The sequence below is a fragment of the Streptomyces sp. NPDC127197 genome, from assembly GCF_042672405.1.
GTDB classification, from domain to species: Bacteria; Actinomycetota; Actinomycetes; order Streptomycetales; family Streptomycetaceae; genus Streptomyces; species Streptomyces flavusporus.
Genome location: NZ_JBHXVG010000005.1, coordinates 174,515 through 194,844, shown reverse-complemented (window position 1 = coordinate 194,844; position 20,330 = coordinate 174,515). Strand labels below are relative to the sequence as shown.

Genomic DNA, 20,330 nt, shown 5'->3' with positions numbered 1-20,330 from the left:
GGTGGGGGCGTGCCGGCCGGGGCACGCCCCCACCCTGGTTCACGGTGTGTGGACCGTCGGCCGCGGGGCCGTCGCCATGCCGTTGCCGATGAAGAAGCTCGGGTGGGGCGGCTGGTTGTAGGCGGTGTTCTGCCAGGCCAGGGCCACGCGGTACTGCGTGTCGTGGAGCAGGGTCGTGATCCTGGTGTTCGTCTCGTGCGGCGTCGAGTAGATCCTGAGCGCCCGGTTGTCGCTGGTGCGCCAGACGACCTCCTCACGCCAGTCGCCCAGGATGTCCCCGGAGATCGCCGGGGTGGACTTGCTGCCGTTGTTCGACGAGACGCCCGACCCCGTCAGCAGGCGGGTGTCGGAGGACGTGCCGTACTTGTCGATGCGGGTGCCGTCGAGGAGTTCGCGGACCGGGTCGCCGTCCCACCAGTTGACGAAGTTGATGCTGGAGGGCTCGCGGCCCAGCGAGCCGCCGGTCGCCGAGCGCAGGGTGGTGTCCGAGGCCGACCAGGACTCGGCGCCCGCGGAACCGGCGTGGATGTCGGCGGAGACACCGCGCCCGTTGTCCGCGCCGGACGCCGTCTGCCACAGGATCTGGCCGGTGCGGGCGTCGGCCATCCAGGAACCGGGCTTGGAGGAGTCCTCGGACACCTTGAAGTACTCAAGGCCCGATCGCGCCGGGTTGAGGTCGCCGACGTGGCCCGCGTCGCCGTGGCCGAGCTTCGTCGTCCACAGGCCCCAGCCGTTGTCGTCGACGGTCATCGCGCCGTAGACGATCTCGTCCTTGCCGTCGGCGTCCACGTCGGCGACGGACAGGCTGTGGTTGCCCTGTCCGTCGTAGCCCTTGCCCGCGTTGGTGGAGGCGTTGGTGTCGAAGGTCCAGCGGCGCGTGAAGGCTCCGTTGCGCCAGTCCCAGGCGGCGATCACCGTGCGCGTGTAGTAGCCGCGCGCCATGATCAGCGAGGGGCGGGCGCCGTCCAGGTAGGCCGTGCCGGCGAGGAAGCGGTCGACACGGTTGCCGTAGGAGTCGCCCCACGACGAGACCGTGCCACGGGCCGGGACGTAGTCGACGGACTGCATCGCCGCACCCGTCTGGCCGTTGAACATGGTCAGGTACTCCGGCCCGGACAGGACGTAGCCGGAGGAGTTGCGGTGGTCGGCCGACGAACTGCCGATGACCTTGCCCGTCCCGTCGACCGTGCCGTCGGCGGTCTTCATGGCGACCTCGGCCTTGCCGTCGCCGTCGTAGTCGTACGCCTGGAACTGCGTGTAGTGCGCGCCGGAGCGGATGTTGCGGCCCAGGTCGATGCGCCACAGCCGGGTGCCGTCGAGCTTGATGCCGTCGACGACGGTGTTTCCGGTGTAGCCGGACTGGGAGTTGTCCTTGGCGTTGGTGGGCTGCCACTTGAGGACGAAGTCCAGGGCGCCGTCACCGTCGAGATCGGCGACGGAGGCGTCGTTGGCCTCGTAGGTGTAGGCGACGCCGTCGGGGGTGGTGCCGCCGGCCGGCGGGGAGAGCGGGACGTCCTTGTAGCCGCTGCGGAACTGGATCGCGTGGACGGAGTCGCCCTGTTCGACACCGTTCACGACCGCGCGGACGGTGTAGTCGGCGTGGGACGGGGCGCCGGAGTGGAAGAAGCTGGTGGAGCCGGTGATCGGCGACGAGTTGACCTTCGTACCGGCACGGTACACGTTGAAGGAGACGTTGTCGGCGTCGGTGCCGAGCCAGCGCCAGCTGACCAGGTTGCCGCTGCCGGTGTGCACGCTGACCACACCCCGGTCGAGCTTCTCCACCTGGCGGGCGGTGGCCGCCTCGGCGGAGTCCGGGCCGAGGACGATGACTCCGGCGCCGACCAGGGTGGCCGCGGCGGTCGCGGCCGCGAGGACGGCGTTACGGCATCTGCGGTGCTTGTGCGCATGCCTGTGCGGGTGCTTCACGGGGACGAACCTCCCGGGAGGACGGACGGGTTCCGTCACTCAGTTGCCGCCGGGGGCCGAGGGGTTGCCGTATGTCCCGGCGTTTCGGATGATTCACGCGGTCGGCGGTTTCCGGAACGCTCGCAAAGTGAACCAGGGGTCGGGGCGCGGCCGGTCCTGGTCGGGCAGGGCCGCCAGGCGGGCGGCGAAGCCGTCGGCAAGCGGGTGGCCCGGCGGCAGTGTGACGAACCAGCCGCGGCGCAGGTCCGCGACGGTGCGGCGCGGGCTGCGGCCCTGACCGCGGCCCGGGAAACGGGTCTGCCCGGCGGGATACAGGCCGTGTTCGACGGCGTACGACTCGACGGCCGACGCCTCGTCGACGGCGCGGCGGCGGGGCCGGGAGGCGAGGACGGCATCGATGTCACTGCCCACGTTGTGCGAGGCGGCCTTGTCGACCGTCGTGACATACACACCGCCGGGCCGCAGCACCCGCGCGCACTCCGCCACGACGGCCCCGACGTCCGCCGGGCGCGGCAGCAGGTGGAGCAGCCACACGCTGCTCACGGCGTCGAACTCCCCGTCCCGGAAGGGCAGTCGGCGGCCGTCGGCGAGGGCGACGGCGCCGGGCAGGCGGGCGGCGGCCTGCCGGGCCATCGCGTACGTGAGGTCGACGCCCGTCACCCGCATCCCGTCCCGGCCGGCCGCGAGCCGCCGCGTCACGATGCCGGTGCCGCAGGCGACGTCGAGCAGGCTGCGCGCATCCTGCGGCACCAGGCTCAGCACGCCCTGCGCCGCGGCCGCCGCCCGCGGCTCCCCGCCGCGGGCGGCGTCGTACCGTTCCGCCTCCTTGCTGTAGTCCAGCACCGTGGGCTCAGCTCGCGCCGTGCGCCGGGGCCAGGTCCGCCACGCGCCGGGCGAGCCGGAAGTCCAGCTCGGTCACCTTGCCGCCCACGCTGTGCGTGTTCACGGAGACGGACACGGTGTGGTAGCCGAGGGTGAGGTCGGAGTGGTGGTCCAGCTCCTCTTGAACCTGGGCGATGTGCACGACCATGGCCGTCGCGGCGAAGTGCGAGCCGAGCCGGTAGGAGCGGGTGAGGCGGTCACCGTCGGCCGACCAGCCCGGCAGTTCGGCGATGCGGTTCTCGATCTCCTGCTGCGACAGCGGTTCGACGGGCATGAGGTCGCTCCCTTTCCTCGGGGTCGCGTGCGGTGTCGCGTACCTGTTCAGCGTGCCACAGGCGGACGGCAGCGGCCCTGGTCAGAAGGGGTCGCCGGGGTCGGAAGGGGCGCATTCGGCCGCCAGGTCGTCCGCCAGCGCAGCGATCCGGTCCCGTCCCTCGACCCGCTCGACCCACGTGTGCGGCAGCCCGACGTCGCCGTGCCGGGCGCCGAGGATGTTGCCGCAGAGGGAGCCGGTCGAGTCACTGTCCCCGGAGTGGTTCACGGACAGCAGCAGGGCGTCCTCCACCCGGGCGACCGCCAGCGCGCAGTACACGCCGATGGCGAGGGCCTCCTCGGCGACCCAGCCCGCGCCGAGCTTCTCCACCTTCTCGGGGGCCGGGCTGCCCTCGGCGGCCAGGTCGAGGGCGGCTTCCAGCGCTGCGGTGGTCTCCTCGTGGCCGGGGTGACGGGCCAGCAGGCGCAGGGCGCGCAGCACCGCGCCCTCGACGGAGTCGCCCGCGACGAGGAACGACACGATCGCGGCGAACGCGCCGGCCGCGTAGTAGCCGGTCGGGTGGCCGTGGGTGATCTGGGCACAGCGCGCGGCGAGCCCGAAGGCCGGGCCGGCGGGAGCGCCGGTGAGCCCGAAGGGCGCCGAGCGCATGACGGCGCCGCAACCCTTGGAGTCGGAGTTGACCGGACCGGGCGGGCCCAGCTCGGCCCAGGGCAGCGGCACATGCTGCTGGGCGAGTCCGGAGAGGCAGGCGTTGCCGGGGGCGCGACGGGCGTAGAGCCAGGGTTCGGTGACCAGGCCGCCGCCCGCTGCGGAGGGCTTCGGCTCGCTCTGGGTGCGCAGCCAGTCCCCGTAGGCCTCGCGCAGCAGCCGGGGTGCCGCGCCGCCGATGCCCTTGAGCCGTTCGCGTCGGTGCGCCCGCAGGACGCCCTCCACGGTGAACAGGGTCATCTGGGTGTCGTCGCTGATGCGGCCCACGACGCCGTCCGTGTCGGGCACGAGCCCGGACACGCCGCGCGGGCCGTGGTCCTGGCGGATGCGGTCCAGGGAGGAGAACTCCACGGGATAGCCGAGGGCGTCGCCGACCGCCCCGCCAAGGAGGCAGCCGCGCACCCGGGAGCGGTAGACCGCCTGTGCCTCCAAGGTCGACTTCCACGGCTCGTTCATGCGGTCCTCCTCGACTACGGTCGTCGGCATGACCATTCTCCCGTCCGCGCACACCACGCCCGCCGCCACCCCCGCCGGTCAGGGTGTCGGTCCGCTGCTGCGGGCCTGGCGCGAGCAGCGGCGGGTCAGCCAGCTGGAGCTGGCGCTGCAGGCCGGCTCCTCCGCCCGGCACATCAGCTTCATCGAGACGGGCCGCTCCCGGCCCAGCGAGGAGATGGTGCTGCGGCTGGCCGAGCACCTGGACGTGCCGGTGCGGGAGCGCAACGCCCTGCTGCTGGCGGCCGGTTACGCCCCGCGCTACCCGCAGACACCCCTGGACGACCCGGCGCTCGCCGCCCTGCGTGAGGGCATGGAGCGGCTGATCCAGGGCTACGAGCCGTATCCGGCACTGGTGGTGGACGCCATGTACAACGTGGTGGCCGCCAACCGGGGCATCACCATGCTGCTGGACGGCATCCCCGAGGCCCTGCTGACGCAGCCGCTGAACGCGATGCGGCTGACGCTGCACCCCGAGGGACTGGCGCCGCGCATCCGCAACTTCCGTGAGTGGCGCGGCCATCTGCTCGCCCAGATGGAGCGGCAGATCGCCCTGCAGCGCTCCGCGCCGCTGCGGGAGCTGTACGAGGAGGTGGCCGCGTATCCGGTGCCCGAGTCGGCGACGGACGCCGAACCTGCCGAGCCGGTCCCGTACTTCGCGCTGCCGATGCAGATCGAGCACGCGGGCCGGACGCTGTCCTTCATCTCGTCGATCTCCACGTTCAACACACCCCTGGACGTGACCGTCGCCGAGCTGGCCATCGAGACGCTGCTCCCGGCCGATCCGGCGACGGTCAAGTACCTTCAGTCACTGCTCCCATGACGTCCCCTCAGCGCGAGGTACTGCAGCACCGCGAACCCCGCCACGGTGAGTGCCTGGAGCACCGTCCAGACCGCGCCCGCCGTGCTCGGCGTGAGCCAGAGGGCCAGGGCGAGGAAACTCAGCACCGTCCAGGCGAGGTTGGTCTCGATCACCGCCCGCACGGGGAGCGCCGGCGGCCGCTGCCGGGCGGCGAGCAGTCCGACGGCGGCCGCGTACGCCGTGAGGAACACGCCGAGGACCAGCAGGAGTCCGGAAGTGACGCCGAGGAAGTCGCCGAGCGGACCGGACGCGACGAGGTAGGCGACGCCGTTCGCCCCGGTGACCACCGCGTCCAGGGCCAGGAAGCGACGCAGCACGGTCTGCGGCTCGGTGGTGCGGGCGAGAGCGGCGAGCTGGGTTGCGGACATGGCGGAATCACCCTCCGTCGAGGTCGAGTTGCACCTGGGGCCCGGGTTCCGGACCGGAGTGCGCCGGCCCGGAACCCGGTACGACCACGATGGCGCGCGGGGACGGACCGGTCGATTACCCCCGAGGTAATGACGGGCGCCGGTGCCTGCCTCACCGCCGGCCCGGTGAGACCGGAAGCGGAACATGGCAGACTGCACACAGACTTTCGGCGCGTAGGGGAGGCGTGGCGTGAGTGAACGGCGGGCCGCGCCCACCGTCGGCCAGGTGGTGCTCGGAAGACGGCTGCAGGAGCTCCGGGAGGCAGCCGGCCTCAAGCGCGAGGAGGCCGCCCGGGTGCTGCGCGTGGCCCCGGCGACCGTACGGCGCATGGAGATGGCCGAGGTCGCGCTCAGGATCCCGTACCTGCAGATCCTGCTGCCCGCCTACGGTGTCCCCGAGGACGAGGTGGCCGCGTTCGTCGCGCTGGCCGAGGAGGCGAACCGGCCGGGCTGGTGGCAGCGGTTCCACGATGTGCTGCCGGACTGGTTCAGCCTGTTCGTCAGCCTGGAGGGCGCCGCCGGGATGATCCGCTCCTACGAGCCGCACTTCGTGCCCGGGCTGCTGCAGACCGAGGACTACGCACGTGCCGTGCTGGAGGCCGGGACGATCGGGCAGGCGGGCGGACCGCAGACGATCGAACGGCATGTGTCGCTGCGGATGGCCCGGCAGGAGCTGCTGTGCCGCGCGGACCCGCCGCACCTCTGGGTGATCATGGACGAAACGGTCCTGCGGCGACCGGTGAGCACCCGCCCCGGCGTCATGCGCGCCCAGCTGGACCGGCTGCTGGAGGCCGCCGAGAGCGACCGGGTCACCCTGCAGGTCGCGGAGTTCGGCAAGGGCCCGCATCCGGGGACGTACGCGCCGTTCTCGCTGTTCCGGTTCGCCGAGCCGGAACTGCCGGACATGGTGTTCACCGAGTACCTCACCGGCGCGCTCTACCTCGACTCCCGCACTGAGGTCTCCGCGCATCTGGAGGTGCTGGACCACATGACGGCGCACGCCGCGTCGGCACAGCGCACCAAGAAGATCCTCCAGGAGCGCCGCAGGGACTTCTAGCGCCCCTGGCCCCCTGATCCCCGTACCGAAGCCCCTGCCCCGTACCGAAAACCGAGGAGACCACACCGCATGACCGGATCCGACGCCGCGCCCACCCGCATCGACACCAGCCGGCCGCATCCGGCCCGGGTGTACGACTGGTGGCTGGGCGGCAAGGACAACTACCCGGTGGACGAGGAGCTGGCCCGGAAGATCCTCGCCGCGGACGAGACGGTGCTGCGGGGGGCGCGCGCCAACCGGCGTTTCATGCACCGGGCGGTACGCACCGCCGCCGAGGCCGGGATCCGCCAGTTCCTGGACATCGGCACCGGCATCCCCACCGAGCCGAACCTGCACCAGGTGGCCCAGGGTGTCGCGCCGGAGTCCCGGGTCGTGTACGCCGACAACGACCCGATCGTGCTGCGGCACGCGGAGGCACTGCTGCACGGCTCCGCCGAGGGCGCCACGCACTATGTGCACGCCGACGTCCGCGACCTGGACGGCGTGCTGCGGAAGGCGGGCGAGACGCTGGACTTCGACCGGCCGGTCGCGCTGTCGCTGGTCGCGCTCACCCACTACCTGAGCGACGACCCCGACGGTGACGACGTGTACGGGCTGCTCGCGAAGTACGTCGCCGCCCTCGCCCCCGGCAGCCACCTGATCCTGTCCCAGGTCACCCCGGACCTCAGCCCGGAGGCCATCGGGAAGGCGGCCGACCACTTCCGGCGCAGCGGCACCCCGTTCTTCCCCCGGTCGCTCGCGGAGTTCGCCCGCTTCTTCGACGGGCTGGAACTGCTCGGCCCCGGAGTCATCCCCGTCCACGGCTGGCGCCCGGAGGCGGAGGACGTGGCCTCCCAGGCCGAGGGCATCGTGCCGGTGTACGCGGGCGTCGCCCGCAAGCCCTGACGGTGCGGGGCCTCAGGCCGCCCCGCCCTTGGAGTCCTTCTCGTCGTCCACGATCTCCGCGTCGACCACTCCTTCCTCGTCCTGGGGTGCGGTGCGCGGCTCGCTCGGCTCCGTCGGGGTCTGCTGGGCCTGCGCGTACATGGCCTGGCCCATCTTCTGGCTCACGGTGGCGAGTTTCTCGACGCCGGTGCGCAGCTCGTTCGTCTCGGCGTTGCGCTCCAGCAGCTGCTTGAGCTCGGTGACGGCCGACTCCACCTCCGACCTGGTGTCGGCCGGCACCCGTTCCTCGTTCTCGCGGAGGAACTTCTCGGTCTGGTAGACGAGCTGCTCGGCCTGGTTGCGGGTCTCGGCGGCCTCCCGGCGCTTGCGGTCCTCCTCGGCGTACTGCTCGGCCTCCCGCATCATGCGGTCGATGTCGTCCTTGGGCAGCGCCGAGCCGCCGGTGACGGTCATCTTCTGCTCGCGGCCGGTCGCCAGGTCCTTCGCGGAGACATGCATGATCCCGTTGGCGTCGATGTCGAAGGCGACCTCGATCTGCGGGACGCCGCGCGGGGCGGGCGGCAGGCCGGTGAGGTCGAAGGTGCCGAGCTTCTTGTTGTACGCGGCGATCTCGCGTTCGCCCTGGTAGACCTGGATGCCGACCGAGGGCTGGTTGTCGGTGGCGGTGGTGAAGATCTCCGAACGCCGGGTCGGGATCGTGGTGTTGCGCTCGATCAGCTTCGTCATGATGCCGCCCTTGGTCTCGATGCCCAGGGACAGCGGGGTGACGTCGAGAAGCAGTACGTCCTTGACGTCGCCGCGGATGACGCCGGCCTGGAGGGTCGCGCCGATGGCCACGACCTCGTCGGGGTTGACGCCCTTGTGCGGGTCCTTGCCGGTGAGCTGCTTGACCAGCTCGGTGACGGCGGGCATGCGGGTGGAGCCGCCGACCAGGATGACGTGGTCGACCGCGGCGAGCTTGATGCCGGCGTCCTTGACCGCCTGGTGGAAGGGGGTCTTGCAGCGGTCGAGGAGGTCGGCGGTGAGCTCCTGGAACTGAGCCCGGGTGAGCTTCTCCTCCAGGTGGAGCGGGCCCTCCGCGGAGGCGGTGATGTACGGCAGGTTGATCGACGTCTCCGAGGAGCTGGACAGTTCGATCTTGGCCTTCTCGGCGCCCTCGCGGAGCCGCTGGAGGGCCATCTTGTCGTTGGACAGATCGATGCCGTACTGCCCCTTGAAGCGTTTGACGAGGTGTTCGACGATTCGCTGGTCCCAGTCGTCGCCGCCGAGGTGGGTGTCGCCGTTGGTGGCCTTGACCTCGATCACACCGTCGCCGATTTCGAGGAGCGAGACGTCGAAGGTGCCGCCGCCGAGGTCGAAGACGAGGACGGTCTGCTCCTCGCCGCGGTCGAGGCCGTAGGCGAGGGCGGCGGCGGTCGGCTCGTTGATGATCCGCAGCACCTTCAGGCCCGCAATCTCCCCGGCCTCCTTGGTCGCCTGCCGCTGGGCGTCGTCGAAGTAGGCGGGCACGGTGATCACCGCGTCGGTGACGTCCTCGCCGAGATAGGCCTCGGCGTCCCGCTTCAGCTTCTGCAGGACTCGCGCCGACAGCTCCTGGGCGCGGTAGCGGGTGCCGTCCACGGAGCCCTGTTCCGGGAACCGCCAGTTCGCATCGCCCATGTGGCGCTTGACGGAGCGCGCGGTGCGCTCGACGTTCGTCACGGCCTGCCGTTTGGCGACCTCGCCCACGAGCACCTCGCCGTTCTTGGCGAAGGCCACGACCGACGGTGTGGTCCTGGCCCCTTCCGCATTGGCGACCACGGTGGGTTCGCCGCCCTCCAGGACGGCCACCACCGAGTTCGTGGTTCCGAGATCGATACCGACCGCGCGTGCCATCGCTGTCCCCTTCCGCCAGGGAGCCTCTCGATGTCCAGCAGAAAACTTGAGTGGGCTCTTGTCAATGGGGCCTCCTGGTCATTCAGGCACATACCCGGGCAGGGGCCGGTCAGTCGGCGCGGGGCTTCCCGGCCGGTGCAACCGGCTCCGCGGCGCGCGCCCCGTCGCGCAGGGCCACGGCGCGCCGCGGCCGGTCGGTGATCAGTACGTCCACCCGCTCATCGGTCAGGAAGGTCCGCAGTCCGGCGTCGTCGTTGACCGTCCACACCATGCTGAACAGACGGTGCCGGGCGGCCTCGCGCAACACGTTGGCGCGGGCGAGCCGCTGGTGCACGGCGACCCCGTCCGCTCCGCAGGCCCGCACCCGCCGCAGGGGGAACAGTTCGCTCGCCCGGGTCGCCGCCAGCCGCCCCGCGGCCACCTCCTTGCGGCCGCGTCCCAGCGACAGGGCCGTCCGCACACGGGGGAACGCGTGCTTGATCGCGGCGATGGAACGGTCCTCCAGCGTGGTGGCCACGAACCCGTCCGTGCCGAGCAGGGCGATCGCCCGGTCGATCAGCTCGCGCTCATGGCCGGTCTCCTTCAGGTCCAGGTGCCCGACGAGCCGGCCGGCGATCAGCTCCATGACGTCGTCCACGACGGGCACGGGGTAGCCGGCGCGTTCGCTCAGCTCGGCGTGGGTGATCAGGGACAGCAGCGGCCCGCCCAGTCGCACGCGCGCATCGTGGTGGACGACGAAGACACCGTCGGCGGTGCGCCGGATGTCGAACTCGACGTACTCCGCGCCCGACCGCAGCGCGTCCTCGTACGCCTCCCAGGTGGCGGCGCCGAACTGTTCGGAGCCGCCCCGGTGGGCCGAGACGGCGGGGCGTGGCGTCATGGGTCAACTCCCGGACGACGAGCGGGGCACGGGCCGCCCCCTGAGGGACGGCCCGTGCCGGAAGTGCGGCTCAGGCGAGCTTCGCGGTGAGCGTGATGGTGGTGCCCGTCAGGGCCTGGCTGACCGGGCAGTTGGCCTTGGCGTCCTCGGCGGCGGCGACGAACGCGTCGTTGTCCAGGCCGGGGACCGTGCCCTCGACGGTGAGGTGGATACCGGTGATGCCCTCGCCGGGCTGGAAGGTCACGTCGGCCGAGGTGATGAGCTTGGTGGGCGGGGTCCCGGCGCCGGTCAGGCCGTGCGACAGGGCCATGGAGAAGCAGCTGGAGTGGGCGGCGGCGATCAGCTCCTCGGGGCTGGTCTTGCCGTTCGCCTGCTCGGCGCGCGACGGCCACGACACCGGCTGCTGGCCGATGCCGGAGGAGTCGAAGGTGACTACGCCGTTGCCCTCGAGCAGGTTGCCTTCCCAGACGGTGTGTGCGGAGCGCGTGGTTGCCACGGTTCTTCCTTTCACATGCTTTTGATGCGACCCCGTCTCCGGGGTTCTCGGGCACCATCCGATCACATTCCGGCTCACCGTACGCGGAACACAGGCCCACGGGGGGTGAACGGCAGGCGGGCACCCTGGGGAACGAGGTAGGCGTGCTCGCGGCGCACCCGCAGCACATCGCACCAGCCGTCCGTGATCACCAGGACCGGCGCGGCCGGCGGGAAGTCGTCCGCGCGGTGCAGCAGATCGATCCCGGGCTGCAGGACCGTACCGCCGCGGCCGTGCACCCGCACCTTCCCCGCGATGTCGGTGACCGGAAGGTAGCCCGCGTCGTGCGGGGCCGCGTCGCAGAACACGACGCGGGCGGCCGGCACGTCCCGGGCCTCGGCGTACGAGGCGATCGCGCCCAGCGCCTTGCCGAGCAGCGTGCGGTCCATCGAACCGGAGGTGTCCAGGACGACGCCGAAGGTGCAGCGGGCGATCTCCTCGGGCGGGAAGTACCGGCCGGCCCGGGGAATGTCGGGGGTGGACGCCTGGCGGCGCGAGGGACGGGCGTACGACCGTACGGGCTCGGGTCGGGGCACGAACTCGTCGAACCAGCGGGCGAGCTGCGCGTCCCAGGGCAGCGGCGGCTGGCTGAGCGCGCGGATCTCCTCGACCAGGCCGCCGGGCAGGAAGCCGCGCTCCTGCTGCTGGTGCAGGTCGAGGCCCTGGCCGAGACCGCGGCGGTAGAACTCGTCCAGGTCGACGTAGTCGCGCGGGCTGCCGAGCGGTCCGCCGAGGATGTCGCCCACGCCCTTGCCGCGCAGGGTCGACAGCCGGCGCATCCGGCGCAGGTCGCCCGCGATCCGGTCGTACACCTCCTCCGCCGACAGGCCCTTCAGGTCCGGGTCGTGCAGCAGCCCCTCGGGCATCGTGCCGACCTGCATCTCGCACAGCCAGCCGTTGATGACGTAGTCGGCGGCGATGTTGAACAGGTACGGGTCGCGGGTGCCGCAGCGGTCGCCGTGCCGCAGGGCGGCGTGCAGCATCTCGTGGGCGAGGACGAACCGCCACTCCTCGTCCTCGAACTGCCTGAGCGGGTTGACGTAGATCTCGCCGGCCTCGGCGTTCACGGCGGCGATCGAGATGTCGTGGGCGCGGGCGAGTTCGGCGTCGGCGACCAGCCGGATGCCGGCGGCGATGCCGCCGAGCAGCGGATAGGAGGAGACGAACCAGCTCAGCGCCTTCTCCCAGGGGCGCTGCGGGGCGAGCTTGCCGTCCATGGTGTCGCGGCGGCCGCCCGCCAGGTCGAGGGCCGCGGACATGGTGCGGGTCAGGGCGTCCGCGAACGCGAGCTGCCAGTCCTGGGGCGGCCCGAACCAGGTCCCCCAGTCGACGAGCAGCTGGTCGGCCTCCCCGCCCGCGGTACCGCAGCGCTCGTACACGGCCGGGATGCCGGCACGCCGCCAGCGCGCGGCGAGCTGCTCCTCGTCCCCGTCGGGATAGGAGGCGGGCAGGTCCTCGGGCGTCCGGCCCACCGGGAAGGTGAGGAGGAAGCGGTTGACGACGGCACAGCGGGCGGCGAGGTCGTAGCGGTCGGGCTGCTCGCGCACCCCCCTCGCCGCCGGGACATGGCCGAAGCCGAGGTGGATGACGGCGTGCGCGATCGCCCAGGCCCAGTCGCGGCCGTCGGCAAGGCGGTCGGGGTGGGAGTGCAGGACGCCGTCGGAGTCGACGCGGATGAGACCGTCCTTGGGCGCCAGTGTGCAGTCCTCGCGCCGGCAGGTGTTGAAGTCGACGGCTTTCAGGGCGGGGTTGGCGAGGACCAGCCGCATGCCCTCCGCGAACGCCTCCCCCGCCACGTCCCGCTTCTTCTGCCCCTTCGCGCGGGTACGGCTCATCGTCGCGCCTCCACCAGCCGCGGCATGTCCCGGGCGGCCTCGATGAGGAACCAGGCGGGCAGGACGGGGTTGCCGTCGGCGTCGGAGGCGATGACGCTCTGGGCGACCTCGACGGAGATCTCGGCGAGCTGCACGAGCAGGGACTTGGCGCGGTACGCGGTCTCCCGTCCGTGCGCCGACATGTGCTCCTTGCTCGTCGGCAGTTCCTTGACGAGACGCCCCCGGAACGACTCGGCGAGGTAGTACAGCAGGTCCCGGTCCTCCAGGCGGTGCGGCCAGCGCGCGTCGCCCTTGATGATCGCCTCGATGCCGTACCGGCTGCGCACGATCTTGACGTAGCCGCAGAAGGCGGTCGCGTGCGCGGGCGTCAGCGTGCCGTGCGCGATGACCTTCAGGGTCTCCTCGTCGAGCCCCGCACCGAAGGAGTGCAGCGCGTCGGAGAGCATGTGCCAGGAGCGGGGCGTGGAGAACGGCTCCTCGGTCTTCGGCGGCTTGGACCACAGGTGGTCGGGCCGGTCGGTGAGGTGGTCCAGGATCCAGGGGTGGATGCCGTTGTTCGCGGCCCAGGTCAGCCAGTCCTTCGGCGAGGCCTCCAGGTGCACGTGGGTGAGGCGGTTGACGAGGGCGGAGGCGATCGGGCGGGCGAGCGCGTTGTCGGTGGCGCGGTTTCCGGCGCCGATGACGATGGAGCCCTTCGGCAGTTCGTAGCTGCCGATCCGGCGGTCCAGGATCAGCGAGTAGAACGCCTTCTGCACATCCGGGGTCGCCGCGTTCAGCTCGTCCAGGAACAGGCAGTACGGCTCGTCGCGGGCGATCGCCTCCGGCGGGCAGAACACCGAGCGCCCGTCCCGGATCTGCGGCACGCCGATCAGGTCCTCCGGCGCGAGCTGCGTGCCGAGCAGGCTCACACACTCCAGGCCCAGGGACTCGGCGAACTCCCTGACCAGGGAGGACTTTCCGATACCGGGGGCGCCCCAGAGGAAGACCGGCCGCACGGTCGCGAGACCGAGGAGCAGTTCCGGTACACGGGCGGGAGTGACGGTCACAGCAGCCTGCAACGCAGGGGCTCCTTGAAGGTGTTGAAAGATGCGGAATGCGACCAGTGTGTGGGTACGCATCCGAAAGCGCAGCCGATTTTCAGGCGGCCCGCTCCTCCGGCTCCGCCTCGATCGGCACCTGCGGGCCGGTCGTCTCGCGCAGCCAGCGGCGCAGGACGCGGTGGACGTGCTCGGCGCCGACGAGGTCCTCCCCGTCGTCGACGGGCGCGGAGAAGGTGTACGGCGACAGCAGGAACGGCTTGGCCTGGGCGCCGCCGAGGCCGCCGTGCGAGCCGATCTGCTCCTCGAAGGCGAGGACCTCGCCGTCGCCCGGGTCGTGGAAGGAGTTGACCATGATGTCGGCGGCGTGCGGGAAGGAGTGCGTCCGGCGGACGGCGTCGGCGGCGCCGGGTCCGAAGGGGGCGAGCGGTCCGGAGTGGTCGTCGTCCAGCTGGTCCACCGGAATCTCCGCGCCGTACGCCCCGAGCACGACCCCGCCGTGCTCCTCGCTGCGCACGAGCAGGAAGCCGATGCCGGGATGGTTGGCGAGGGTCGGCAGCAGCGCGGGGTGCCGGGCGTCGATCTCCTCCTTGGTCATCCGGTGGTGCACGTCCGGGAAGGAGACCAGGCCGAGGTTGCCGGAGGCCAGCACGATCGGCTCCGAGCGGCGCGCCGGGCGGCGCTGCTCGTGCTCCTCCTCCACGGGCCGGTGCAGCGCCGCCCGCACGGCCGCGCGCGCCTCCGCGCCGCTGCGGGTGCGCCCCGCCCTGCGCGGCACGGGCAGCCCGCAGCCGGCCCGAACCAGGTCGCCGAGGGTGAGGCCGTAGCGGGAGCGGAAGGTCTCGCCGGGGCTCTGGCCGTGGTCGGACAGGACGACGATCCGGTACGGCCGCGGCGCGTGCTCGGCGACCTTCTCGATCAGCGCGAGTGCCCGGTCCAGGCGGGCGAGCACCTTCTCGGCGTCCCGGCTCATCGGCCCCGAGTGGTGCGCCACCTCGTCGTACGCCACCAGGTCGGCGTAGACGGCCGTGCGGCCCGCGAGCATGTCGCCCATCACCGCGGCGACGACGACGTCCCGTTCGACGACGGTCGCGAAGGCACGGACGAACGGGTAGAGGCCGCCGCGGGCGACCCGCGGGCGGACCTTGCGCAGCCGGGCCCGGGTGGACTGGCCGATCTCGCGACCGACCTCGGCGATGAACGACAGGGCGGTGCGGACGGCGTTCGCCGGGTCGGAGAAGTAGGCGAAGTAGCCCGCCCGGGAGCGGTTCTCCCGGCTGCGCCGCCGGGCGGCGATGGACAGCACGAGGGCCTGCTGATCGGCGCCGCCGCTGAAGAGGTTGCCGCGGCTGGCGCCGTCGACGGAGAGCAGTCCTCCGTCACCGGTGCGCTCGACCGCCCGGCGCTGGAGTTCTGCAGCGCTGGCCGGCCGGTTGCTGACCATCACCTCCTGGCGGTCCTTCTCGTACCAGCGGAACGCGGGGATGTCGAAGTTGCTGCCGTGCAGGATGCCGAGCTGGCTGGCGCCGGTCTGGCTGGACCAGTCGGTGCGCCACGGGGTGAGCCGGTGGGTGGGTTCGGTCTCGGCGGCGCCGTCCGAGCCGTTGCCGAGCCAGTGGGCGACGGTCGGCATCAGCCCCTTGTCGACGGCGCTCGTCAGCACGTCGTGGCCGACGCCGTCGAACTGCACGAAGACGGTGCCGGGGCTGACGGGGCCGGGCGGCAGGGCGTGCGGGCGGCGGTCGGAAAGGCGGTAGAGCCGGCGCCGGTAGGCGTCGTCGTCGCGCACGGCGAGGGCACCGCCGGTGGCGGAGGCGACGGCGGACATCGCGGCGGCCACCACGACCGCCGTCTCCGGGTCGACGGCGCCGCGCTCGGCGGGATCGAGGCGCAGCGCGACCAGCAGCAGCGCACCGTTGAGGAAGAACACCAGCAGGCCGAGAACGAGCGCGGGCACGAGCAGCAGCAGCCGCACCAGCAGCGGCCAGACCACCGCGGACAGCAGACCGAAGGCGCCGGCCGCCGACGCGGCGGTCACGGCGATGGTGGTGGCGCTGTCGCCGTCCGCGCTCTGCAGCTGGAAGTCGGGCAGGATCCCGGCGAGTACCAGCATCGTGACCGTGCTGACGGCCCACACCGCGACGCTCCGCCCGATCTGGCTGACGGCCCGCCGCCAACGCCCTGCACGCACGCCCTGCACACCTCACGTCCCGGCCCGCCGCCGGAGCGGGCCTGCGTCCAGATTGTCACAACGCCTGGCAGACCCCGTTCGTCCCCCGGGGCCGCACCATCCGTCAGCGCCCGTCGTACCCGGCCGTCGGCATCGACAGCCGCCGATGGACGCGGGCCTTCATCTGCGCGTCGTACGACGGCTCGGCGCGGCCCACCGTCTCGACCCGCACCCCGCGCCGCGCGCACTCCGCGGTGAACTCGTCGACGGACGACAGCGCGCTCTCCAGCACCCGGCGGCTGGGCGCCACGAACAGGTCGCATCCGGGCCGCACTCCGTCCCACAGGGCGCAGTGGTCGGGGCGCAGCCCACGGACCAGCAGCTGCCGGGCCACGACGTACCCCCGCTCGGCGGCCCAGCGCGCGCACATGGCGTGCTGGCTGCGGGAGTCCACCAGGAAGGGGTCCGCGTCCAGCTCCTGCAGCGGCGTCAGGCTGGCGATGGCAGTGACCCGCAGTTCTCCCATGGCGTCCCCCTCACCTCCGGGTTTCGCCGCAGACCCTACTCCTGCCCGTAGGCTTCGGGGAGTCGCGCGAAGGAGGCAAAGAGGTGCCGGTGGAGGTCACGTGGTGGGGTCACGCCACCTGCACGGTCGCGGACTCGGGCGTACGTGTGCTCACCGACCCTCTGTTCGCCCGTCGGCTCGCGCATCTGCGCCGCCGCCGCGGTGCGCTGCCCCCGGCGGACGCCTGGCGCACCGACGTGGCACTGGTCTCGCATCTGCACGCCGACCACCTGCACGTGCCGTCGCTGGCGCGGCTCGCGCCGGGCACGCGCCTGGTCGTACCCCGGGGCGCACCCCGGTCCGTGCCGGGTCTGCGCCGACTCGCCCATCTGCAGCTGACCGAGGTGGCTCCCGGGGACGAGACCCGGGTGGGCGGCCTCGTCATACGGGCCGTGCCCGCGCAGCACGACGGACGGCGGCTCCCGATGGGCCCGCACCGCTCCCCCGCCCTCGGCTACGTCATCGAGGGCGAGGCCCGGACCTACTTCGCCGGGGACACCGGGCTGTTCGACACGATGGCGAAGGAGGTCGGGCCGGTCGACGTGGCGCTGCTGCCGGTCGGCGGCTGGGGGCCGTACCTGGGGGACGGGCATCTCGACGCGGGGCGGGCGGCCGAGGCGCTGGCCCGGCTGGCGCCGCACAGTGCCGTGCCGGTGCACTACGGCACGTACTGGCCGATCGGCATGGACGCCGTACGCCCCCATGAGTTCCACGCGCCCGGCGACGACTTCGTGCGGCTCGCGGCCCAGCGTGCGCCGCAGGTCGCGGTGCACGCGCTCCGGCACGGCGAGAGCGTGCGCCTGGAGGTCGCCCGGTGAACTGGCTCGCGGCCTCCTCCACGGTGCCGCCGGAATCCACCCAGCAGGCGATCGGCTATCCGACGCTGTTCCTGCTGGTGCTGATCGGGGCGCTGGTGCCGGTGGTGCCGACCGGGGCGCTGGTGAGTTCGGCGGCGGTGGTCGCTTTCCATCAAACGGCGCCGTTCTCGCTGGCGCTGGTGTTCGTGACGGCTTCGCTGGCCGCGTTCCTCGGTGATGCCACGCTGTACTGGCTGGGGCGGCGCGGCATGGGGTCGAGGAACGGCTCGCGCTGGCTGGAGGCGATCCGGGCGCGGGCGCCGGAGGAACGGCTGGCCCAGGCCCAGGAGAAGCTCGCCGCGCACGGGGTGGCGGTGCTCGTGCTGTCCCGGCTGGTGCCGGCGGGCCGGCTGCCGGTGATGCTGGCCTGCCTGCTGGCGAAGTGGTCGATGCGGCGGTTCGCCCGCGGCAATCTGCCGGCCTGTCTGGCCTGGGCTGTGACGTATCAGCTGATCGGGATTCTCGGTGGGTCGCTCTTCCCCGAGCCGTGGGAGGGCGTGGTCGCGGCGGTGGCACTGACGCTGGTCATCAGTGCGGTGCCGAGTGGCTGGCGCCGGCTGCGGAAGGCCGGCGCCTGAGAACTCGGGGGCAATGCCGTACGGCGGCTGCGGGTCGTTCGTGGCTGGTCGCGCCCACGGTGGGGGTCCCCCCGCTCGAGCGAAGCCGAGAGTGGGGGAGGAGCCGCATGTCGACACAGCCCCGCGCCCCTTACCGGCATGTCCTCGCGCCTCTCATTGGGCGCCGTCCAGCACCCGTGACCCACCAACCGGCAAGTCCCACAGGTCCTCCCGTGCCAGTCCCGCCTTCTCCCACGCCGCACGCACGCGCGTGAGCGGTTCCAGGACCGGCTCCGCCGACAGCACGAACGTGGCCCAGTGCATGGGGGCCATGCGCCGGGCGCCGAGGTCCTGTACCGCCCGTACCGCCTCCTCCGGGTCGCAGTGGACGTCGCTGAGCCACCAGCGGGGGTTGTACGCGCCGATCGGCATCAGAGCGAGGTCGATGCCCGGGTAGCGTCGGCCGATCCGGGTGAACCAGTGGCCGTAGCCGGTGTCGCCGGCGAAGTAGAGGCGGCGGCCGTCGGGGGCGGTCAGCACCCAGCCGCCCCACAGGGTGCGGCAGGCGTCCGTCAGGGTCCGCTTGGACCAGTGGTGGGCGGGCACGAAGTCGAAGCGGACGCCGCCGAGTTCGGCCCCCTCCCACCAGTCCAGCTCGGTGACGCAGGTGAACCGGCGGCGGTGGAACCAGCGGCCGAGCCCGGCCGGTGCGAACACGGGGGTGTCGCGCGGGAGTCGGCGCAGGGTGGGGGCGTCCAGGTGGTCGTAGTGGTTGTGGCTGATGACGACCGCGTCGATGCGCGGCAGCTCGTTCCAGTCGACCCCGACGGGTGTGATGCGGGCGGGAGTGCCGAGGATGCGGCGGGACCACACCGGGTCGGTCAGCACGGTGAGCCCGCCGATGTGCAGTACCCAACTGGCGTGTCCCGCCCAGGTGACGGCGACGGTGCGGGCGTCCACGCGGGGCAGCGGGGCGGGTTCGAAGGGCAGGCGGGGGATGTCGGCGAGGCCCTCGCGGCCGGGGCGTACGGCGCCCTCGCGGGCGAACCGGGCAAGGGCCTTGATGCCGGGCAGCGGGGCGGTCAGCCGGTCGTGGAAGGTCCGCGGCCAGACCCGCCGCTCGGCGAGCGGACGGGGTTCGGCGAGCGGCGGGACAGGGGGCGCGAAGGGTGACGTGGCCGCCGGATCGTCGGATTCCTGGGTGCTCGTGGTCGACTCTGACTGTGGCGTCATCGAGGAGGCTCCCGTCGCTGAGCGTCGTCGCGGAGATCGTCGAAGACCGACCTCAAGCCGGTCAACGCGCGTCGCACGTGTGGCAGTTCCAACGGCTCGGGTGAATCGAGGCATTCCGCGCGCTCGGCGTCCGTGCCGCCCAGCAGCGGGCCGGTGGACAGCCGGACGCGCAGCGCGCCGAGCTCGTCGCCGAAGCGGTGGCCGCCCGGAGCGGGCATGCCGAGCCGGGCGGTGAGGAAGTCCTCCAGTTCCTGCGCGTCGCCCACACCGTGCGGGGCGAGCGCGGACCGCAACGGGCCCAGATCGACGTAGAGATGACGGCCCGCCTGCGGCGGCCGGGCGAGGGCGCCCGCCGCGACGACGGTGTGGTGCGCGGACTGCGCCACGCGCGCGTGCAGGCGTACGACGGCGGCCGCCCGGGCGCTGACCGGCTCGGGCTCGCCCAGGGCGTACCCGGCCGCGGCGGCGACCGGGCCCGCGACCCGCGCGTCGAGCGCGGTCAGCACATCCAGTACGCGCGCGTGCAGCTCCTCCCCGGACTCGCCCGCGGGGAAGCGGGCGACGGCGGCGGGCCAGCCGGGCGGCAACAGCGCACCGGCCAGGTCGCTGACGACGGTGACCCGGTCGGGCAGCATCTCGGCAGGGCTGAACAGCACGGTGTCGTGCCGCGCGTGCAGCGTGTCGCGCCAGGTCTCGTCGCTGACCAGGTGCAGTCCCTCACCGGCCGCGGCCTCGAGGGTCTCGTGCAGCACCTCCGGCGGTGCCACCGTCGCCGTCGGGTCGTCGGCGACGGACAGCACGAGCAGCCGCGGATCGCCGCCCTCGGCGCGCACCCGGCGCACGGTCTCCAGCAGCGCGTACGGATCGGGCACCCCGCCGCACTCGGCCGGCGTCGCCACGTGGAAGGCGGGTCTGCCCAGCAGGCGTGCGTACGGGGCCCACCATGCGGCGCAGGGCCGGGGCACCAGGACGTCGCCGCCGATCGCGGCGGTCAGCGCGAGCAGCAGGGGGGGTGCGCCGGGAGCGGCCACGGCATGCTCGGGGGCGACGGCCAGTCCACGCCGCTCCCAGTAGCCGCACGCCGCGTCCAACAGGGCGGATCCCCCGCCGACCGGCTCGCTTCCGGCCCGGCCCGCGGCCGCGGCGAGCACGGCGGACAGTTCCGGCAGCACGGGCAGCCCGTCGTCGGGGAGGGGCGGCCCGTAGCGGACGGGGCCGTGGCCTTCCGGGTCCGTCCGCCGCATGCGTACCTCCCGTGCCGGTCGTCTCTCGCGCTCTGCGTACCCAGCCCGC

The 20,330-nt window shown here is 72.7% G+C and carries 19 protein-coding genes; 5 read left to right on the top strand and 14 right to left on the bottom strand.

From position 1 onward, the window contains the following. Window positions 1–39: 39 nt before the first annotated feature. From ACFVJQ_RS10410 to ACFVJQ_RS10395, 4 genes are all read right to left on the bottom strand, one after another. Entirely contained in the window at window positions 40–1,926 is a 1,887-nt protein-coding gene (locus ACFVJQ_RS10410; RefSeq protein ID WP_385782517.1) for a rhamnogalacturonan lyase, read from the bottom strand. A gap of 93 nt (window positions 1,927–2,019) precedes the next feature. Then, complete coding sequence (locus ACFVJQ_RS10405) at window positions 2,020–2,769, bottom strand: class I SAM-dependent methyltransferase (protein WP_385782514.1); 750 nt, start codon at window positions 2,767–2,769, stop codon at window positions 2,020–2,022. Between the two features lie 7 nt (window positions 2,770–2,776). Beyond that, window positions 2,777–3,082 (bottom strand): 4a-hydroxytetrahydrobiopterin dehydratase, encoded by a 306-nt coding sequence (locus tag ACFVJQ_RS10400; protein WP_224736927.1) that lies wholly within the window; start codon window positions 3,080–3,082, stop codon window positions 2,777–2,779. Window positions 3,083–3,163: 81 nt separating this feature from the next. Then, on the bottom strand, window positions 3,164–4,246 hold the full coding sequence (locus tag ACFVJQ_RS10395) for an ADP-ribosylglycohydrolase family protein (RefSeq protein WP_385782826.1): 1,083 nt from the start codon (window positions 4,244–4,246) through the stop codon (window positions 3,164–3,166). Window positions 4,247–4,274: 28 nt separating this feature from the next. Here ACFVJQ_RS10395 and ACFVJQ_RS10390 point away from each other — a divergent pair, with 28 nt between their 5' ends. Then, window positions 4,275–5,105: a helix-turn-helix domain-containing protein gene (locus tag ACFVJQ_RS10390; protein WP_385509855.1), complete on the top strand. Its 831-nt coding sequence runs from the start codon at window positions 4,275–4,277 to the stop codon at window positions 5,103–5,105. On the opposite strand, the gene ACFVJQ_RS10385 is transcribed toward ACFVJQ_RS10390, so the two are convergent. Further along, window positions 5,087–5,512, bottom strand: coding sequence for a hypothetical protein (locus tag ACFVJQ_RS10385; RefSeq protein WP_385509854.1), 426 nt, complete (start codon window positions 5,510–5,512; stop codon window positions 5,087–5,089). The two genes, ACFVJQ_RS10390 and ACFVJQ_RS10385, sit on opposite strands and share 19 nt — an antisense overlap. A gap of 229 nt (window positions 5,513–5,741) precedes the next feature. Between ACFVJQ_RS10385 and ACFVJQ_RS10380 the strand changes: the two genes are divergently transcribed. Both ACFVJQ_RS10380 and ACFVJQ_RS10375 read left to right on the top strand, forming a co-directional pair. Beyond that, window positions 5,742–6,608: a helix-turn-helix domain-containing protein gene (locus ACFVJQ_RS10380; RefSeq protein ID WP_385782509.1), complete on the top strand. Its 867-nt coding sequence runs from the start codon at window positions 5,742–5,744 to the stop codon at window positions 6,606–6,608. 69 nt (window positions 6,609–6,677) lie between these two features. Beyond that, window positions 6,678–7,493, top strand: coding sequence for an SAM-dependent methyltransferase (locus tag ACFVJQ_RS10375; protein WP_385509852.1), 816 nt, complete (start codon window positions 6,678–6,680; stop codon window positions 7,491–7,493). A 12-nt stretch (window positions 7,494–7,505) separates the two neighbouring features. Here the strand turns inward: ACFVJQ_RS10375 and dnaK are convergent, their stop codons facing one another. The 7 genes from dnaK to ACFVJQ_RS10340 form a co-directional block, all read right to left on the bottom strand. Beyond that, window positions 7,506–9,368, bottom strand: coding sequence for a molecular chaperone DnaK (gene dnaK, locus ACFVJQ_RS10370; RefSeq protein WP_385782506.1), 1,863 nt, complete (start codon window positions 9,366–9,368; stop codon window positions 7,506–7,508). A gap of 109 nt (window positions 9,369–9,477) precedes the next feature. Further along, window positions 9,478–10,248 carry a glycerophosphodiester phosphodiesterase family protein gene (locus ACFVJQ_RS10365; RefSeq protein WP_385509850.1) on the bottom strand — a complete coding sequence of 257 codons (771 nt, stop codon included), beginning with the start codon at window positions 10,246–10,248 and terminating at the stop codon, window positions 9,478–9,480. Between the two features lie 70 nt (window positions 10,249–10,318). Then, a complete protein-coding gene (locus ACFVJQ_RS10360; protein ID WP_224736920.1) occupies window positions 10,319–10,744 on the bottom strand; it encodes an OsmC family protein in 426 nt (141 codons plus the stop codon). A 74-nt stretch (window positions 10,745–10,818) separates the two neighbouring features. Beyond that, window positions 10,819–12,618 (bottom strand): hypothetical protein, encoded by a 1,800-nt coding sequence (locus ACFVJQ_RS10355; protein ID WP_385782502.1) that lies wholly within the window; start codon window positions 12,616–12,618, stop codon window positions 10,819–10,821. Next, entirely contained in the window at window positions 12,615–13,676 is a 1,062-nt protein-coding gene (locus ACFVJQ_RS10350) for an ATP-binding protein (protein WP_385509848.1), read from the bottom strand. The genes ACFVJQ_RS10355 and ACFVJQ_RS10350 overlap by 4 nt, the downstream gene beginning before the upstream one ends. Before the next feature lie 79 nt (window positions 13,677–13,755). Beyond that, entirely contained in the window at window positions 13,756–15,855 is a 2,100-nt protein-coding gene (locus ACFVJQ_RS10345; protein WP_385509847.1) for a phage holin family protein, read from the bottom strand. A 94-nt stretch (window positions 15,856–15,949) separates the two neighbouring features. After that, window positions 15,950–16,351, bottom strand: a complete 402-nt coding sequence (locus ACFVJQ_RS10340) for a hypothetical protein (protein ID WP_224736916.1) — start codon at window positions 16,349–16,351, stop codon at window positions 15,950–15,952. 83 nt (window positions 16,352–16,434) lie between these two features. Here ACFVJQ_RS10340 and ACFVJQ_RS10335 point away from each other — a divergent pair, with 83 nt between their 5' ends. Further along, the gene (locus ACFVJQ_RS10335) at window positions 16,435–17,208 is read left to right on the top strand and encodes an MBL fold metallo-hydrolase (RefSeq protein ID WP_385782498.1); all 774 of its coding nucleotides are present in this window, start codon (window positions 16,435–16,437) and stop codon (window positions 17,206–17,208) included. Then, complete coding sequence (locus tag ACFVJQ_RS10330; RefSeq protein WP_224736914.1) at window positions 17,205–17,825, top strand: DedA family protein; 621 nt, start codon at window positions 17,205–17,207, stop codon at window positions 17,823–17,825. Before ACFVJQ_RS10335 ends, ACFVJQ_RS10330 begins: the two co-directional genes overlap by 4 nt. A gap of 153 nt (window positions 17,826–17,978) precedes the next feature. Here the strand turns inward: ACFVJQ_RS10330 and ACFVJQ_RS10325 are convergent, their stop codons facing one another. Then, window positions 17,979–19,037: an MBL fold metallo-hydrolase gene (locus ACFVJQ_RS10325; RefSeq protein ID WP_385782495.1), complete on the bottom strand. Its 1,059-nt coding sequence runs from the start codon at window positions 19,035–19,037 to the stop codon at window positions 17,979–17,981. Beyond that, entirely contained in the window at window positions 19,034–20,281 is a 1,248-nt protein-coding gene (locus tag ACFVJQ_RS10320; RefSeq protein ID WP_385509844.1) for an aminotransferase class I/II-fold pyridoxal phosphate-dependent enzyme, read from the bottom strand. Before ACFVJQ_RS10320 ends, ACFVJQ_RS10325 begins: the two co-directional genes overlap by 4 nt. Window positions 20,282–20,330 lie beyond the last annotated feature (49 nt).